We start from the raw sequence: 17748 nt of genomic DNA on the forward strand, positions 1-17748 counted from the left end.
CATTATCTATTACGCTGCGGCACCGGCCACACGCTTTTCACGGTTCAACGATTGCAGTGCTGAGACATCCACAATCAGCGCCACGCTGCCATCACCGAGGATGGTGGCGGCAGAAATGCCCGGCACTTTGCGGTAGTTGCTTTCCAGATTCTTGACGACCACCTGATGCTGACCAATAAGCTGGTCCACCAGCAGGGCGTAACGACGGCCTGCGCTTTGCAGAATCACCACGATGCCTTGTGTGGCGTCGGTTTTGGCATTCTGCACTTCAAACACTTTCCACAACTCAACCAGCGGCAGATATTCGCCACGCACTTCAAGTACGCGTTCACCACCGGCCAGCGGTTTCAGCTCTTCAGCGGTCGGTTGCAATGATTCCATCACGGCATTCAGCGGCAGAATGAACACTTCATCCGCCACACGGACTGACATGCCATCAAGGATTGCTAGCGTCAGCGGCAACAGAATACGGATGGTGGTGCCTTTACCCTGCTTCGAAGATATTTCAACGTGTCCACCCATCTCTTGGATGTTACGTTTCACCACGTCCATACCCACGCCGCGACCGGATACATCGGTAACCTGTTCAGCTGTGGAGAAACCTGGCGCGAAGATCAACATGCCGACTTCTTCATCGCTCATGCTGTCGCTGACAGGCAAGCCAGAAGACAAGGCTTTCGCCAGAATACGTTCGCGGTTCAAACCGGCACCGTCATCAATGACTTCGATGCAGATGTTGCCGCCCTGATGTTCCGCTGACAGCGTCAGGTTACCCACGCCGGTTTTGTTAGCGGCCAGACGTTTCGCTGGCGTCTCGATACCGTGATCGAGGCTGTTACGCACCAAGTGCGTTAACGGATCGATAATGCGTTCAATCAGGCTCTTATCCAGCTCAGTTGAGCTTCCGAGCAGCGTCAGTTCAACTTCTTTACCCAGCTTGCTGGCCAAATCGCGGACCAGACGCGGGAAACGGCTGAACACGTACTCCATCGGCATCATACGAATCGACATCACCGACTCTTGCAGATCGCGGGCGTTGCGCTCCAGTTGACCCATGCTATTCAGCAGGTCACCGTGCGCGACGGGATCCAGTGCGCTAGAGCGCTGTGCCAGCATGGATTGAGTGATCACCAATTCGCCCACCAGGTTGATCAGCTGATCGACCTTCTCTACCGCCACACGGATGCTGGTAGATTCGCTGGCTTTCGCTGGCGCTGCAGCACGCTTCGCCTCGCGTTTGGCGGGCGGCGTGATGTCCGTCACGGTGGCCGTTTGGACCGGTTCTGCTTCCGGTTCATCCTCTGCTGAAACCTCAGCTACCGCACCTTCCGGGAACTGAATCTGCGCTTCTTCTAACACAAAGCACAGCACCGCCACGATGTCATCTTTACCTACGCCATCAATGGTCACTTCCAGCGTATTCGCGCCTTTAACCACGTTGGTGACGGTACCCAGATTGCCGAGCTCTTCCAGCATCAGCTCGGGCTCTTTCTCTTTCAGATCGACCAGTTGTACACGCAGACCCGCTACGGCAACCAGTGCGGCAATCTCGACCACTTCAGCCGCTTTTGGCGCTTCAGGTGCTATACCTTTAGCTTCCAGCGCCAACTGACGCAGTGCTTCGCAGATATATTTAAAGTTTTCTGCGTTCGGTTCCTGCGCCGTTTTATAGGCATCGAGCTGTTCTTGCATAATATCTTTGGTTTCCAAAAACAGGTTGATGATGTCGGTGCTAAGCTGCATTTCGCCGCGACGCGCACCATCCAGAATGTTTTCCAGGATGTGGGTGGTTTCCTGTAAAACCGTAAAGCCAAACGTACCGGCCCCGCCCTTGATGGAGTGGGCGGCGCGGAAAATGGCATTCAACTGCTCGGAATCGGGCTCCTGGGGATCCAATCCCAACAGGTGTTGCTCCATATCCGCTAACAGCTCATCGGCTTCATCAAAAAACGTCTGGTAAAAATCGCTGATGTCCATGCTCACGGGATCACCTCGGCTGTGAGGGTTGGTCTGGTGTCACCGCGCTCGCCGCTGGCTTGTCCGCTGCTGCAGGTGTTACCGCGCTGGCCGGTGCGGCTGGCTGCGTGGTAGTACCTGCCGGTGCAGTGGTGGCTGCCGGTCCGGTGGGTGCGGTAATGTCGGGAATAATTTGTGCCGGGTCAGTTATCTGCGCGGCATCGCTTTCAGAGTTCTCTTTCTCAATGGCAACTTGTGTGTCGTGGTTTAACACCAGCAGGCTGATACGGCGATTGACCGCATCATCCGATCCGCGGTTTTTCAGCTTCATGGTATCGGCCATGCCGACAACACGTAGCATCTTCCCGCCGTCCAGCCCGCCAATCACCAACTCCCGACGTGACGCGTTTGCACGGTCAGTAGAGAGTTCCCAGTTGCTGTAACCGCGATCGCCACTGGCATATTGGAAATCATCGGTATGGCCAGCAAGGCTGATTTTGTTGGGAATATCGTTTAACACTGGGGCAATACCGCGCAGGATGTCGCGCATATAAGGCTCCACTTCCGCGCTGCCCGTTTTAAACATCGGTCGGTTCTGGCTATCTATAATCTGGATGCGCAGCCCCTCTTCAACCATGTTGATGATCAAGTGCGGTCGCAGCGCTCTCAGGCGCGGATCGGCTTCGATCAACTGGTCGAGTTTTTCACGCAGGCGATTCAGTCGAATCTCTTCGAGCTTTTTCTTTTGCGCGTCCATGTCCACCACTTTTTTTACTTCACCGTCTTTACGGGTGGGATCATCACCCCCGCCAGGAATGGGGCTTTCGCTATCGCTGCTACGCTGCCCCCCAGTTAACGCGACTTTAAGCGGCGTGCGGAAGTACTCTGCAATCTGAATCAACTCTTTTGGGCTGGCGGTAGACAGCAGCCACATCACCATAAAGAACGCCATCATCGCCGTCATAAAGTCGGCATAGGCAATCTTCCACGAGCCGTGGCTCCCATGGTGACCTTTGTGTTTGCGCTTCTTAACCACCACAATGGGGCGATTACCCGCTTTCATGAAGTTTGATCCGACGTTTGTTTCGCTGGGTTTTTAGCGTTACGCACGTGTTCTTCCAGTTCTGAGAAGGATGGACGTTCACTGGAATAAAGCGTTTTACGGCCAAACTCAACGGCGATCTGCGGTGCATAACCATTGAGGCTTGAGAGCAAGGTCACTTTCACGCACTGCATCATCTTGGTGGTTTCAGCACATTTCTGACGCAACACGGATGCCAGCGGTGAAATAAAACCGTAGGCCAATAAGATACCGAGGAAGGTTCCTACCATGGCGTGGGCAACCAGTGCGCCCAGTTCCGCCGCCGGACGGTCCGCAGAGGCCAGTGCATGGACTACACCCATCACCGCCGCGACGATACCAAAAGCTGGCAAACCGTCACCCATGGCCGATAAACTTTGTGCTGGCACTTCACACTCGTGCTCGTAGGTCTCGATCTCTTCGTCCATCAGCGCTTCAATTTCAAACGCATTCATATTTCCGCTCACCATCAACCGCAAATAGTCGGTAATAAAATCCACCAACTGTTTATCGGACAAAATACGCGGATAGTTAGCAAAAATTTCACTCTGGCTGGGATCTTCAATATCGCGTTCTAATGACAGCATGCCTTGCTGGCGTGATTTCGCCATCAGACGGTAAAGGAGTGCCATTAAATCCATGTATACAGATTTGTTATATTTCGACCCGCGCATTAACAAAGGCAGCGCTTTTAACGTTTTCTTAATCGACTTGCCATTGTTGCCCACCAAAAAAGCACCAATACCGGCACCACCGATAATGATCAGTTCGGCAGGCTGATAAAGTGCTCCCAGATGGCCACCGACCATCATATAGCCGCCCAACACGGAGCCGACGACCACGATATAACCCAGAATAATCAGCACAAAAAATCCTTACGTCCGTAACGTGTTGGTAGAAGTTAAGCCAGAGAGCCGCAGGTGTTATTCGTAAATCGTGGGCAAAAAAAAGCAGCGGGATTAACCGCTGCTGGATGTATTCCACGATGCGAACAAACTTAAACGGCGCGTTTAACCTGTTCATCCAGCAGTTGTGGAAAGGTATCGGCAGTATCTGCAGAAAGTTTACGTCTTTTTACGGCACGAGATGGCGGCTGGCACAGGCTGCAAACAAAGCTGCCCACTGGCTGGTGTGCGTGGTTGATGAAGCTCCCGCCACAGCATTTACAGTCAGACAGTTCCAGCATGCCACTTTCAACGAATCGCACCAGGGTCCATGCACGCGTTAGCGCCAACAGCGGGCCCTCGTCCGATTGCGGACACTGCTCAAGATACAAGCGATATGCTTTGATTACCGCTTCAACACCGGTGTTCAAGCCCGTTTTCAGCAGAAACTGCCAGGCATTACAGAACATGGATGAGTGGATATTTTGTTCCCAGGTCATGAACCAATCTGTTGAGAATGGCAGCATGCCTTTCGGTGGTGGTGCACCACGTAACTCTTTGTACAGCTTGATCAGGCGACCACGACTCAACTGGGTTTCACTTTCCAGCATCTGCAGTCTTGCGCCCAAGGTAATCAGCTCCATTGCCAGCTGAATATCGCGCGCTTCCTGAACAATACTTTTCTCGGTCATTACACCGCCCTCTTTTTCGCAGAGGCATCATCTTTTGACGCACTCCGCAGTAAACGGCTGGATAATAAAATACCGGTGTGGATTTGCTGCAAGTCATCCACGCGTGATTCTTGAGTCAAACGATTAATGTGATTGTGATCTGTAAAGCGGAACTGGCAAACCAATTGATTGGTTTCCGCTAACTTCACCATTTCAGGCAAAGTTAATTGTGACAATGCATCTGCCATCGATTCATCGATGCCTAAACGAAACATTGCTGAAGCTTTTTCCTGGTTAATTAAACGCTGAGCAAGAAGCAAGTATGACAGATTGATGTCATATATATGTTTTAGTAATTCTGATGTACCCATTTTTTTCCCATCCTGATAGACGCGACACATATACGGCCACAGAATTAAAATTTCTATGGTTCGGGTTGCTGGTTGGTAAATCTAAAGATGGCAAAAAATAATCAGGCAAAGCCAACGTGTACTGAACTGTTTCACTTCCCTCAGGGGACATTAATCAGTAGTAGTCAAAACTCCAGGCCATTCTTTTCTTGAGTTGTAACCATCTTCCGTGACGTCTGCTTACAGTTTTTTAAGACTAATCCGAAAACAAGGCAAATCTATATCGTCTGATTTCTACATACAACGTGAGTGGCTCGAAATTTTAGATAAAGTGTGATCTACGTCACACTTTTAAGGCAAATTTTTTCCTGGAAGCTTCAGAATTGCTTTTATGTTGTCTGTTTTTTGACCTAATTTGAATTGTTTCGCTAATATTTCACTCACTCATCGTCGGATTTACGCCCTACGGCAGATTGTCATTACAATGCGATCTTTAATCTGTGCTGTTGCACTTAAATCACCACAACAAACCACCATTCAATTAAATGGCAGCATAAAACACCAAAACACAGCATGATTATTTGTATTTAAATTAATCACTTACAGGGAATATTACTTACTGACATTAAACCCGCGCTGATAGAGAAGCGTGAATACTGGTGGGAGTGCGCTTGGGAACTGTCAGGTCTTTGTAGGGAGTGTTTAGCGAACGGCAGTGGATGTAACAGAGAGTTACATTAGAATCATGAATGAATTGCAGATTTTACTTATTGATGTGAGGAAACTATCGGCCTGGCCATTCAAATCTTTAGGGTAAGCGTTAAAAAAAGCTTTATGGCTGTCTGATTGAGCGGTTTTTAACCAAAATGTGCTTTTTTGACTGAGGTGTCAGTCAGTTACCACTTAACCAAATGAGAACGATTTCATCGTGAAATAGAGGGAGTAATGCGGGTGCGCATCCTTGCGCACTGATTATCAAGCCAGTTTCGGGAAAGTAGCGACCTTATGTGCAGTGCTGTGGTCATCGCTGCGGACAGACAGCCCATTTAAATCCTGTAGAAAACATTCACGCCAGTGTGAAATGTCCTGCTTACGCAGCACCGCCATCATGTCGTTATAGCGCGAAATACGTTCGGTTCGCGGCATATTGAGAGCACGATCAAGCGCTGCAGCGACCTCATCACGATCGTAAGGATTGACGATCAAGGCAGATGTCAGTTCATTTGCCGCCCCCGCAAAGCGTGAGAGCACTAATACGCCAGGATCGTCTGGGTCTTGGGCTGCGACGTACTCCTTCGCGACCAGATTCATGCCGTCACGCAATGGCGTAACCAACCCAACATCTGTCAGACGGAATATTTTCATCAACAGACGGCGATCAAAGTGTTGGTTCAGGTAATAGAGTGGCGTCCAGCCCAAGGTGCCATATTTACCGTTGATTCGCCCTGCTTCTGTCTCTAGCTGATGACGGATGTCTTGATAAGCCTGAACATCTCCCCTTGAGGTAGGCGCAATTTGCGAATAACGGATTTTGCCGCGATGCTGCGGGAAATTCTCCAGTAGTGCTTCATAGGCCAGAAAACGTTCGGGCAGGCCTTTAGAGTAATCTAGCCGCTCACTGGCGATAATATTCTGTAAATCGCCCAACTCACGTTTCATCGCCGCCATTTTCGGCGGTAAGTGCCCTTCTGCCATTTCTTTAATGCTGTCTGGCTCAATACCAATGGGATATACCTCCGTCATAAAGGTATTACCAAAGGCACGATGTTTCTTCTCGCCTTTATTCTGTAACTGCGTCAACTGGCTCAGACTATCGAGAAAGGCCACACGATCGGATTCTGTCTGGAAACCCAGTAAGTCGTAGTCGCAAAGCATTTCCAGCAGCTCCTGATGGGGCGGCAGGGCATTAAATATCTCTGGCGTCGGGAACGGGATATGCAGAAAGAATCCGATACGGTTATTAATGCCCAGTTTGCGCAACTCGGCGGCAAACGGCAGCAGATGGTAATCATGGATCCATAAAATATCGTCTGGCTGTAGCAACGGTTTCAAACGTTGAGCCAGCAAGGTATTCACACGGCGATAACCTTCCCAAGCTTCACGCTGGTATTGGACCAAATCAAGACGATAGTGGAAGGCAGGCCAGATTACCGTATTGGAAAACTGGCAGTAATATTGATCATAATCGTTCTGGTTGAGAGGCAGTGACGCATAAGTGATGCCGTCATGTTCAATCTGTGTGAGTTCTTCTTGCTCTTCGCCAGAGTACTCACTGATCTCCCCATTCCAGCCAAACCATAGCCCACCGGTATTTTGTAGTGCATCAAGAATACCCACCGCGAGACCTCCGGCGCTGGCCTTACTTCCATCCGGAATAGCAATACGGTTAGATACGACGACTAAACGACTCATAACCTTGACTCCTTACCGACGATTGTCATGTTCTAATTGTAATAATAATTGCTCAAGCCAGTGCCAGACCGCTTCGACGTCGCTGAGACGGTAGCGCGCATGGCTTGAACCTTCTCCGACCTTCACTGAGATGCCTTGCATGGCGTTAACAGCGAGAAATCCTTTTTCATCGGTGAGATCGTCACCCACAAATACCGGAATGCGGCCGATAAAGGGTGCTTCTTGCATAAATTCACGTACAGCGGCACCTTTATCGATGCCTTGCGGTTTCAACTCCACCACACACTTGCCAGGCTGTAACGCCAAAACGGGGAAGCGCATGACGGCATCTTCAGCCAGTTGCATGATCGATTTTTCATATGCAGGTGCGTTGCGATAATGCAGCGCAAACGCCATCCCTTTGACTTCTAGCAGGGTGCCGGGCCATTGGTCCAGAGTTTGCTGCAACTCGGTTTGTAGGGTTTGCGCAACGTCAGTCGGCAGCATCTGCTTATGAATTTGACCCGCCGCGTCCCGCCGTTCCGCACCGTGTACACCTGCTGCAGGTGCTTCCATCGGATTCACTAGCGCATCAAGTTGCGCAATCGGGCGGCCTGAAACCAGTGCCAGAGCACCATGGCTTAGATGGGAGAGTTGTTGCAGATGCTGGCGCACCGGTGCGGGGATGGAAACCCATTCAGGTTGTGACTGGATAGTTGCCAGCGTGCCATCAACATCAAAAAAGAAGGCATAAAGACCGCCGCTTAACGACGGCAAGGTGCTGTTCTCATTAACCGCAGGGGTCACATCTCCTCCTGTATCCGGGTTGAAACTGCATAGGATGTTCGGAGATAGATTGGTGCGAGGAGGTTTTGCCGTCAGGACAGCATTTCGTGGGATAACGCTCCAAAAACAAACGACTTTTTCGTCAACACAGCAACCATACTGCGAACATCGGCTACATTAAGTGTAGACAACAATTGACGTTTTGCCAGATGGGCGCAGATTGTGCACCGGTAAGAGTGCTCTTTTTGAGCCTTTGCAATGAAAAACAGACAATCATTTCGTTTTCCGACGCTTCGCTTGGGCGCGGCTTTATTCCTACCAAGCCACGCGGATGCTGCGGCTATTCCCAGATTTTCCTCACTTGCATCCCCGCCACCGATTAGCTTATGGTGCGGTTACCGCTGCTTTTAAGGCGGGAATAAGACCAGAAAAGGCCCATATCTGCGTCGTTTGACGCCTTCAGGCAGGCATTCAGGAAGATGAGAAACCGATCAAGTTCACACTTTAGCGATGTTATGGCAGGTGACTGCCCATGATCCCCCAAAGCTACAGTCAACGTGTTCACTTCTATTACTGCATTCTTATCGCGTTGAAAATTAATGCTAAAAACCGTAAATCAGGCGGGATACGCGGCAAGAATAACTTTTTGCTCAAATGGTTGCGCAACGCGCAAAACAACACCATTTTCCATCCCGACATCACCAGTGAAATCGAGTGGTTGCGCGGCAAAATTATCAGCTCCGGCCCGGATGCTGATTTAGAACCTATGCTGCAGTACGTCTATGACACCGCGAAGCGTGCCGAAACCCTGCGTTTGGGATCGTGAATACCTGACGTCATCAGAGCGGCGGCGCTGTTCAACTGCTACCGCAAATGTATCCCGTCCCTATTCTGATTCCACACTTAGCATGTGTCAGAACATCATCTCCCTGTTAAAGTAACCTACTGAAAAGTCAGCAAGGGAACGTTAGGCTGCACGATCATCAACAAGGATGGATAACAGGACATCGGAAATGAATTTCACCATACGCAAGGCTCAAGTCGAGGATGCGGAATTACTTCATCAACTGGGACGCATGACCTACAGCGCCCATTTTAAACATATGTGGGTGTCCCCCGACGAGATGGATGCCTTTATCGACAAAGAGTATGGGTTAGCGGTCTTGCAGAGTAGCCTCGCAGCAGAGAATGAGAGCTGGTTAATTGCAGAGACCGATCACCCTGTGGGTTTTGCTAAAGTCACATGGAATACCCCAGTTCCTGATTCCGGTATGACCGGGGCCATGCTCAATAAGCTTTACCTTAACCCTGACCAGACCGGTAAAAATTACGGCAAAATCATGTTTGAGAGCATCATTAATGAGGCCCGCGATAAACGAGAAGGCTACATGTGGCTGGAAGTGATGGCAGAAAATGTGCGCGCACGTAAGTTTTGGGAAGCCTTTGGGATGCAGCATATTAAAGACATTCCGTTTGTGACGGCCTCTCAGCGCAGCACGCTGCAAATTCTGGGTATGGTGATTTAACGGATATTGGCGCAGCGACCTTTCCTCTCGCCGCGCCCGCTTTACCAGCATTCGTCCGCGCCCTTACCACTTATTCAGATTTGATATAACGATATAATCCGTTTTTATTTCACGCCATCCCTCCGCATCATAGCTGCAACACAGGAGGCGTTATGGCTGATATCTCTCTTCAAAAACATTCACACCACATCGCGCATTTTGCGCCAGGCTTGCTGATGACGGCGGTTATTGCTCTGGCAACGGCTTGGCTGGGTAACCTGCCCTCAGTGGCACAACTGGGGCTTGGCGCGCTGACGCTAGCGATTATCGGCGGGATTATTCTGGGAAACACGCTCTATCCCAGCCTGCAGGGTTACTGCGGCGCTGGCGTACACTTCGCAAAACAGAAACTGCTGCGTCTCGGTATCATTCTTTACGGTTTCCGTCTGACCTTTCAGCAAGTGCTGGATGTCGGCGTGAGTGGCGTGGTCATTGATATCCTGATGGTGACCAGCACTTTCGCCCTCGCCTGCTGGCTGGGACGTAAAATCTTGAAGCTGGATCGTGAAACCGCATGGTTGATTGGTGCAGGCAGTAGCATTTGTGGTGCTGCCGCCGTACTCGCCACTGAGCCTGTCATCAAAGCGGAATCCTCCAAAGTCGCGGTTGCCGTCGCCACGGTGGTGATTTTCGGTACGGTAGCCATTTTCCTTTATCCTCTTATCTGGCATAGCGTTTCCCCTCTGTTACCCGGTGTTAGCCTGAGCGAGTTTGGTATTTACACGGGTTCAACCATGCATGAAGTCGCGCAGGTTGTTGCTGCTGGGCATGCCATCAGTGGGGAAACTGAAAATGCCGCGGTGATTGCTAAAATGCTGCGGGTGATGATGCTGGCCCCCTTCCTGGTGGTGGTCGGCGTGATGATGCGCCGCAGTTCTCCGGCAACGGGGGGCCAGAAACAGCGTATTACGTTTCCGTGGTTTGCGCTGGCGTTTATTCTGGTCGCACTGTTCAACTCAGCACACCTTGTTCCCAGCGCAGCAATTGGCGTGATTAACCAACTGGATAACGTCTTGCTGGCCATGGCGATGGCGGCACTGGGTCTCACGACACACATCAGCCAACTTAAAAAAGCGGGTCTCCGTCCTCTGCTGCTGGGACTGATGCTATTTATCTGGCTGATTGTGGGGGGTGGCGCGATTAACCTCACGATACATCATCTGCTCGGTTAATTTTTTTGCCGCCCGATTGGGCGGCAAACATTTTTAGGAACGGAAGTGTTTGCGGGCGTATACGGCAGTTTGTCTGCGGCTTTTAATGCGGAATTTGGCATGCGAAATCACCGTCATCCACCTTGGGTCAACCTTATTGGTCAGATAAACATTTAATTCGCTTAGTAACTCTTCCCATTTTTCCGCTTGCCAGGTTTTATCACTCCCCAGTGTTTCTTTCATCGATTGGATAAGAACATCCACCTTCGCTTTAACCTCACCCAGTGGTTTACCTGCCTGGTGAACAGCGGCTAATTTCCGAATCTCAGTGGCGTAATAATGGATATCGACCTCATTGTTGTGCAATCGCACCTCTGCTTATTATTGGTCCATTTCTTACAATACCCCAAGTTATAAGAAGGACATAATCGGAAAAACCTTATACCGTTTCGCTTTTATCATATCGTTATCAATTTTGTTCTATCGCAGCGAGGTTATTTACTCAAATGAGAGATTAAAAATCATCGCCTGTTGACGATGAAAACGATTTCACAGATTCGGTTTCGCGATGAGGCTTGAATATCCTTTCGATTTCTTTACTTATTTAAGCCTCAATGAGACTCATCATATGAGACGATTATCGCGGGAGTAAAAAAGTCCATACTCTGCATGGCTAGCTTTTAATCACAAACTCTAACTCACTAAGCTTTTGATATTCCTTAGCCAATTTTTTAAGCTGCGTGGCTCGCATCTTATCAGCACGCGCCAGCGCCTCTTCTTCTGTCAACTGAAACTCTTTCTTCTTAAAAAATTGTTCAAAGTTATACTCACGATCGCGCTGCTGGACAAATAATTCACCGTCGTTTTTAAGCTCACCTTCCGCGATGTAGATTCCTCGGGTTAATGCATATTTTGTTATATAAGCTTTTATCATGCGTTCCTCTTATCTTGCTAAGTTCGCCTATTAAAGCAAAATAACGGCGTTTTTTACAGCACTGCGTGATAAATATGCTTAGGGAGGATTTCTATTCACGTTGATTTACTTCACATTTTTATAAAATACTGCATAGAGAACAATTCGATAAAGCACGGTGACGATGTCGATAATTAAAAGCGAAGCGGTAAGTTTCAGATTTCACTATCCAGAATGATTCCATTCAAAACTTAAGGTCCAACTGAAGTACAAACATTACCTCGCAATCGGCAGATCGGCGTAGCGAGTGGTGTACGCCGGTGACAACATCTCGCGTTTCATCGCCCATGGCTTCTGAATCCCTTGTCCGGCAAACCATAATTTTCCTTTCCCGCTTTGATTAATGCCATCCATCACCTTCATCAGTGATTCACTGTTCGCCTGCGGCTGGATCTCATCGAACAGATTAAGTTGCGCGACCCCCTGGCTAAAGAAGTCGCCTAACATCACGCCCGCTTTCATATATCGACATCCTTCGCGCCAGATACGATCCAGGGCTACCGTGGCCACACGGATAATATCGCGCGTGTCGTTGGTCGGGGTCATCACTTGGATCATCGCCTGGTTACCGTAAAAAGGTTCTCCTTCAGCATGCGGACTGGTGCGAATAAACACGCCGATTTGTCGGCAATACTGCCGCTCGCCACGCAGCTTTTCGGCGGCGCGAAAGGCATAATTGCATACGGTTTCTCGCATGTCGGCATAGTCAGTGATGCGTCCAGCAAAAGAGCGTGAACAGACAATTTGCTGCTTAGTCGGCACATTATCTTCAAGCTCCAGACAAGGCTCACCGCGCAACTCGCGCACGGTGCGCTCCAGCACCACATTGAAGTACTTGCGGATGATATAGGTGCTCTGCTCTGACAGATCTTTGGCAGTGATGATGCCCATAGCATTCAACTTTTTGCTGATGCGTCGTCCAACGCCCCAGACATCTTCCACCTTTACCAGCGCCATCAATTTCTTCTGCCGCTCGACGTTGGAAAGATCCAGCACACCGCCTGTCTTGCTCCATTTTTTGGCTGCGTGGTTAGCCAGCTTTGCCAGTGTTTTGGTGGGCGCGATCCCTACTCCGGTCATCAAATGTGTTTCTGTTTTCACCCGTTCCTGGATTTCTTGCCCAAACTCTTCCAGCACACGGCAATGGCTTATACCTGTAAGATCCATAAACGCTTCATCAATCGAATAGATCTCTACCGCTGGTGCCATCTCTTCCAGGATCGTCATCACACGCTGGCTCATGTCGGCGTAGAGCGCGTAGTTCGAGCTAAACACATGCACATGATGAAGGCGCAATATCTCCTTGATTTTGAAATAGGGCCCTCCCATACCAATATCCAGCTTCTTGGCTTCAGCGGAACGGGCAATAACACAGCCATCGTTGTATCTGAATGAAACTAACAGTTAGTTGTTAATAACTTCATGATTTTTAATAAAATTTAATTACTAACTTTTTCCTGTATTTTGGGGCTTGATGGTATAGTCGAGTTAACGGACTTTGGAGGTGAATACGGTGAGAAGCCACTTCAAACAGGCTAACTTCCTACGATAAATGCGCAGTTTCGGTTGCCCATTTGCATCTGATTTGACTATCCCTTTGTATTTCACTTGTCTACCGTTCCCAGATAACTTGGCCATCTCTAAGGCCTAGTCATCTACCGGGGTGGAGACCTTCAAAATTGCTGGAGAAGTTTCTTGGCTTGATTAAGGTTCCTAACTCAAAGTAGTTCGAATACCCATGTCGGACTAGTTCGTGCCAAAAGCGGAAGTTGCTTACATCGTGCTATGTTAGTTTGTCGGGAACTGATCAAATCAGCTAGTTCATATGACGCTATCGTTTGAGAATGGAATAATGATTACTTATCAAAATGCGATGGACAAGGCTTTGGATTACCTTAAAGGTTTTGACACTCCAGTCGTCATTACACTTCATGGCCGATTCTCAGAAGGCTGGTTCTATTATTATCAATCGAAAGAGTATCTGGAAACGGGTGAGTTTTCTGCTCAGTTGGCGGGAAATGCTCCGTTCATAATTGATAAAGATGATGGAGAGATTCACTCTTTTGGAACTTCTTATCCGTTAGATAAATACTTGCTGGATTACGAACAACAAAAAAACGAATAACCTCCGCTCCTCGCTCACAGCAGTCCTTGGGCTTTACTACGACTGTTGAGTGCCAAGAGCGGGCGTCGAAGAATACAGCCAGCTATGATAAAAAGTGTTTTTCACGAAAGTATCTTTGCTTCAATTTTATAAAAATAGTTCGCTAATAAACCTTGAAGAGGGCACATTTTCGCCCTCTCCATTTCAATAATGAATGAACTGTATGCTAACGTTCAATTCACCCATATTTTGAAGGCTCAGTTTAACTGTGAAAATCAAAAGCCAACTTGACCTACTATTAATTTAAAAAAAGAATTTTACTCACCGCTCTTTCTAAGAAGATCGTTAAGGTTAATTCTCGATTCAAATTCAGAGAAATTAGGCCACTCTTTTGTATGTGCATCGACTAAATTTGCACCATAGTAACTTACAGTCGATAAGTAATGACTTTGTTTTGTAATTAAGTCCATGCAAGCTCTGATGATAACTTGCCGCTCCATTGCCTTTAAATCATTACCATATAATTCCAACATAGGGAGCCAGTCATAGAGAGGGCGACAGTTATCAAACGAAAACATATCAAGATACATTTCTCGATTTTTAGCCTTATATCTCGCCCTCCAGTGTTGATCTGTATTAATATGATAGGCATTACCAAGATGATTTAATGCAAGCTCAACCCATAGGTGTGGCATTGGAGCATCACAAAATAAACGTCTACGTCTATCTGGAATTGTTTTTTCAATCTCACTAATACAACTGGACAAGGTGGGTGATAAGACTTTCTTATAAATATAACTTCCATTTTTAAGCAGGTCATATAACTGAGCGCATTTAAGATATGAGGTTTTATTGTGTCTGTTTTTGATAAATTCACTGTACCAAAATTTACATGCATTACCCTCACAATCATTTAGATTATCAACGAAACTCCAGAATGGATAATTTTCAGCATCTTCGAATAATTCCATGCCTTCAAAATCTTCCTCTTCCTCTTCCTCTTCTTCTTCTTCTTCTTCTTCTTCCTTTCTAATTGCTACCCCAGAATATTTAAATACCTTATCAAAATCAATCTCACAATTATTTTCATTATTTTTTTCACTCAAGCACTCTATAAGCTCATCACCGCTCATACATTCTTCATGACTATTCATGCATTTTTCAACAACTTCATTAGGAGTAGAGATTTTTTCTATGGCTTGATTTATATTCTCCTCATTTTCATTCAAAAAAAGATTTCTTAAGCGTTCGTTACTGACCACCTTGAAAATTGGCGCAAGGTAGCTAGCAAATAAATAAGGATAATGTGAGGAAAATGCGCCGTATGCCTGATCAAAATTATCTCGAATCAAATGTTCAAAAATTTTATCTTCTGGATCTGCAATTTCCGCTATCTCACGCTTTGTAAAATATGAATGTGCCAATCTCCCTTCGATATGGTATGAATCTTCATCTGAACCAGAATAAATTGATTTTTCAAGAAAAGCATGTGAAGCGAAATAACTCGAAAGGAAGTTAATATTATCTTCAGTTGCATTGGGCAATGCACTGTTAACAATAAGAACCCCCAAGTCCGCCAATGAATTATTTTCGAAAATATTATTTATCGTATGAATTGAAGCGGGTTTTTTTGTCAGTAATGTTGCTGTAAAATCCAAATAAATTATATCAAACTTAAATGAGGTTATTTGCATCAAGTCAACAATATCCCCATTAAATATTTTCAGTGTAGGATATTTTACCTTAGCGGAATCTAATGCTGACTTATAAGCATCCCCATCCACTTCAATTGCCCAAACGTTCTCCACCCTTACGCCAAGCTTCGTAAGTATATTTAAATCATTTTCAGGTTCTGGACCACAGAAAAAAGCAATTTTTAGACTGCTGGGCTTTCTGCTTCCATAAATCTCTTCTGCAAAATCTTCCCACGCTTGAAGCACACTCATATTTGGATTGGAATATTTATGGGGTAATACTTCCTTAAAGGAATAGTCCCATAACTTTCGAACTATTTCTGTTTTTATTATCTTTTGTTGCTCTCTGTTTATTGTTAGTTTATCTATGGCCTGCCTCCATATTTCTTCTCGACTTAATTCTTTAACTTGCTGCTTATAAGTGTTCATTTTTTCTCTCAGTTATATAGTGACGTCATTTACTATGAATTATCATGCATTAGGTCTGAATACACTAGCTCAAAATGGTCGCTCACCTTTGATAAAAGATCGGTTTATTCAAAGCTAAGATTTTGGTCTCGTTACCTGCTCCCTGATGATTCACACCGAAGGCTGTTAGCAATGTCCGCTTCACGCCCTGAGACATTCGACAAGCTTTTATGGCTTCAGTAAGGGCGAGTGTCGCGCTTCAAGAGCCAGCAAATACTTCGCTTCATCGTACTGGGTTTTGGTCTTCCAGCAGCGGTAAATGATCCTTATCCATTTGAAGGCAAGAGCCCGGATTGAAGACTGATGAGATTTTCCTTTTTCTCGCAGTCCCTGATAATACAGCTTGGCCCAGTATGAAGAGTTAGCCGTTTTGGCAGCCCATTCAACAAAGGTCTGCCGGACGAACTTGGCACACTGCCATCTCCAGTGAACCCAGGATTTCTGGCCACTTCTTTCTGTCACCGGTGCAATACCTGCGTAGTTTTGAATTTCTTCAGCGCTGTTAAACCGGTCGCGGTTATCACCATGTGCAGCAAGCATTCGTGGGCCCATACAAGGCCCCATGCCCGGAAGTGATTTGAACAGCCCCGCATCTGACAAAGTATCAAAAAGCGTTTCGATTCGTTCGTCATAGGTTTTGATGATTTCACTCACGACTTTAATTTGTGTAGCCAGTGCTGTTGCCATCAAAGCATTAGCCTCTTTAACACTCGGGTCTGTCGTCAACAGGATAGCGTCATCAATACTCATAACACGCTGCTCGGTAAGGGCCATTGCGCGACCACCTTTGGCATTCAGAAAGTTACGGATCGTGTCGCGCCTGGCTCGTTTAAGTTGTTGCAGACTGGGCCATCGTATAATCAGTTCACACAACAGTAAGCTCCCCCGATGTGAGAACCACTCCAGGGACTGAGGATAATACAGTTTAAGCGTGTTGATTATACGGTTCACAAAACGGCGTTTATCTTCAACCAGTTGACGACGCTGCTCAACCAGTTGCTTTGGAGTAACTGGATGTCCGCATTGTCGGGTTCAATAACTTTTATCTTTTGGGGATAACGCAGCATTAATTCTAATGCCAGCTCTGCATCCTGCGGGTCATCTTTAGCGCTGCTGGGCGAAAAGGCTTGTCGGTAACGAGCCAGTGGCAATGCGTGGACGGGGAAAATGGTGATAAAGGGATATTTTTGAAGAGCATTTACCACGGAGCCCTTCTTCAGCTCGAGAGCTATTGCGATTCTGCCTTTAACCTTCTGGTGCAACTCTGTAAGCCAAGCATCAAGCGCTTCTGCTGTATGTTCAATCACATGGAATTCGCGTTCGCCGTTTTTAAACTGAACACAGACATCGTGTTTTTTATCTGCCCAGTCCAGACCAACGTGCGCAGCAAACTGATTAGTCACAGTCATCACCAACTCCTTTTTATCGGGGGTTGGTATGCATTCCACGCTCTTCGAAAGAAATATAGCCAGCAGTTTATCTGCATGCCCTGAGTATTCGTTAGCGAACGTTGAGCACCTACTGGTTCGAAAGAAAAGCGGCGATCATCGCATGATTCTCGCTCAATATTCGTAACCAGTAAGCACATACCCTGAATCACTTCAAAGTGTAATTCTCAGAGTGCGAATGACTATAAATCGCTCTCAGCAGACCTTCAGCGCCACGTATTTGTCT

The 17748-nt window shown here is 47.3% G+C and carries 13 protein-coding genes and 3 pseudogenes; 4 read left to right on the forward strand and 12 right to left on the reverse strand.

Annotated features, from left to right (window positions below):
• Nucleotides 1–9: 9 nt before the first annotated feature.
• The 7 genes and pseudogenes from cheA to otsB form a co-directional block, all read right to left on the reverse strand.
• Nucleotides 10–1977, reverse strand: coding sequence for a chemotaxis protein CheA (cheA, locus tag HA51_RS25285; RefSeq protein ID WP_211282988.1), 1968 nt, complete (start codon nucleotides 1975–1977; stop codon nucleotides 10–12).
• 10 nt (nucleotides 1978–1987) lie between these two features.
• A complete protein-coding gene (motB, locus tag HA51_RS25290) occupies nucleotides 1988–3019 on the reverse strand; it encodes a flagellar motor protein MotB (RefSeq protein ID WP_084938205.1) in 1032 nt (343 codons plus the stop codon).
• Complete coding sequence (gene motA / locus HA51_RS25295) at nucleotides 3016–3903, reverse strand: flagellar motor stator protein MotA (protein ID WP_084938206.1); 888 nt, start codon at nucleotides 3901–3903, stop codon at nucleotides 3016–3018. Before motA ends, motB begins: the two co-directional genes overlap by 4 nt.
• Before the next feature lie 131 nt (nucleotides 3904–4034).
• Nucleotides 4035–4613, reverse strand: a complete 579-nt coding sequence (gene flhC / locus HA51_RS25300; RefSeq protein WP_084938207.1) for a flagellar transcriptional regulator FlhC — start codon at nucleotides 4611–4613, stop codon at nucleotides 4035–4037.
• A complete protein-coding gene (flhD, locus tag HA51_RS25305) occupies nucleotides 4613–4963 on the reverse strand; it encodes a flagellar transcriptional regulator FlhD (RefSeq protein ID WP_039333407.1) in 351 nt (116 codons plus the stop codon). The genes flhC and flhD overlap by 1 nt, the downstream gene beginning before the upstream one ends.
• Nucleotides 4964–5917: 954 nt before the next feature.
• Nucleotides 5918–7354, reverse strand: coding sequence for an alpha,alpha-trehalose-phosphate synthase (gene otsA / locus HA51_RS25310; RefSeq protein WP_084938208.1), 1437 nt, complete (start codon nucleotides 7352–7354; stop codon nucleotides 5918–5920).
• Nucleotides 7351–8140, reverse strand: a pseudogene (otsB, locus tag HA51_RS25315) (trehalose-phosphatase). Before otsB ends, otsA begins: the two are co-directional and overlap by 4 nt.
• A gap of 511 nt (nucleotides 8141–8651) precedes the next feature.
• Between otsB and HA51_RS25320 the strand changes: the two are divergent.
• The 3 genes from HA51_RS25320 to HA51_RS25330 all read left to right on the forward strand — a co-directional run bounded on the left by HA51_RS25320 (nucleotide 8652) and on the right by HA51_RS25330 (nucleotide 10856).
• Nucleotides 8652–8945 carry a hypothetical protein gene (locus HA51_RS25320; protein ID WP_425435801.1) on the forward strand — a complete coding sequence of 98 codons (294 nt, stop codon included), beginning with the start codon at nucleotides 8652–8654 and terminating at the stop codon, nucleotides 8943–8945.
• 187 nt (nucleotides 8946–9132) lie between these two features.
• Nucleotides 9133–9645, forward strand: a complete 513-nt coding sequence (locus HA51_RS25325) for a GNAT family N-acetyltransferase (protein WP_084938209.1) — start codon at nucleotides 9133–9135, stop codon at nucleotides 9643–9645.
• 152 nt (nucleotides 9646–9797) lie between these two features.
• The gene (locus HA51_RS25330) at nucleotides 9798–10856 is read left to right on the forward strand and encodes a YeiH family putative sulfate export transporter (RefSeq protein WP_084938210.1); all 1059 of its coding nucleotides are present in this window, start codon (nucleotides 9798–9800) and stop codon (nucleotides 10854–10856) included.
• Between the two features lie 33 nt (nucleotides 10857–10889).
• Here the strand turns inward: HA51_RS25330 and HA51_RS25335 are convergent, their stop codons facing one another.
• The 3 genes and pseudogenes from HA51_RS25335 to umuC form a co-directional block, all read right to left on the reverse strand.
• Complete coding sequence (locus HA51_RS25335; protein ID WP_084938211.1) at nucleotides 10890–11201, reverse strand: hypothetical protein; 312 nt, start codon at nucleotides 11199–11201, stop codon at nucleotides 10890–10892.
• A gap of 307 nt (nucleotides 11202–11508) precedes the next feature.
• The gene (locus tag HA51_RS25340) at nucleotides 11509–11769 is read right to left on the reverse strand and encodes a hypothetical protein (RefSeq protein WP_084938212.1); all 261 of its coding nucleotides are present in this window, start codon (nucleotides 11767–11769) and stop codon (nucleotides 11509–11511) included.
• Nucleotides 11770–12024: 255 nt separating this feature from the next.
• Nucleotides 12025–13191: pseudogene (gene umuC / locus HA51_RS25345) on the reverse strand (translesion error-prone DNA polymerase V subunit UmuC); the annotation flags it as partial.
• Nucleotides 13192–13660: 469 nt separating this feature from the next.
• On the opposite strand from umuC, the gene HA51_RS25350 reads away from it, so the two are divergent.
• On the forward strand, nucleotides 13661–13933 hold the full coding sequence (locus HA51_RS25350; RefSeq protein ID WP_084938214.1) for a YrhB domain-containing protein: 273 nt from the start codon (nucleotides 13661–13663) through the stop codon (nucleotides 13931–13933).
• 296 nt (nucleotides 13934–14229) lie between these two features.
• Here HA51_RS25350 and HA51_RS25355 read toward each other — a convergent pair whose 3' ends face one another.
• Nucleotides 14230–16035: a hypothetical protein gene (locus tag HA51_RS25355; RefSeq protein ID WP_084938215.1), complete on the reverse strand. Its 1806-nt coding sequence runs from the start codon at nucleotides 16033–16035 to the stop codon at nucleotides 14230–14232.
• Between the two features lie 207 nt (nucleotides 16036–16242).
• Nucleotides 16243–17483: pseudogene (locus HA51_RS25360) on the reverse strand (IS110 family RNA-guided transposase).
• Between the last annotated feature and the right edge of the window lie 265 nt (nucleotides 17484–17748).

Origin of the sequence: Pantoea rwandensis, from assembly GCF_002095475.1 — a bacterium.
GTDB classification, from domain to species: Bacteria; Pseudomonadota; Gammaproteobacteria; order Enterobacterales; family Enterobacteriaceae; genus Pantoea; species Pantoea rwandensis.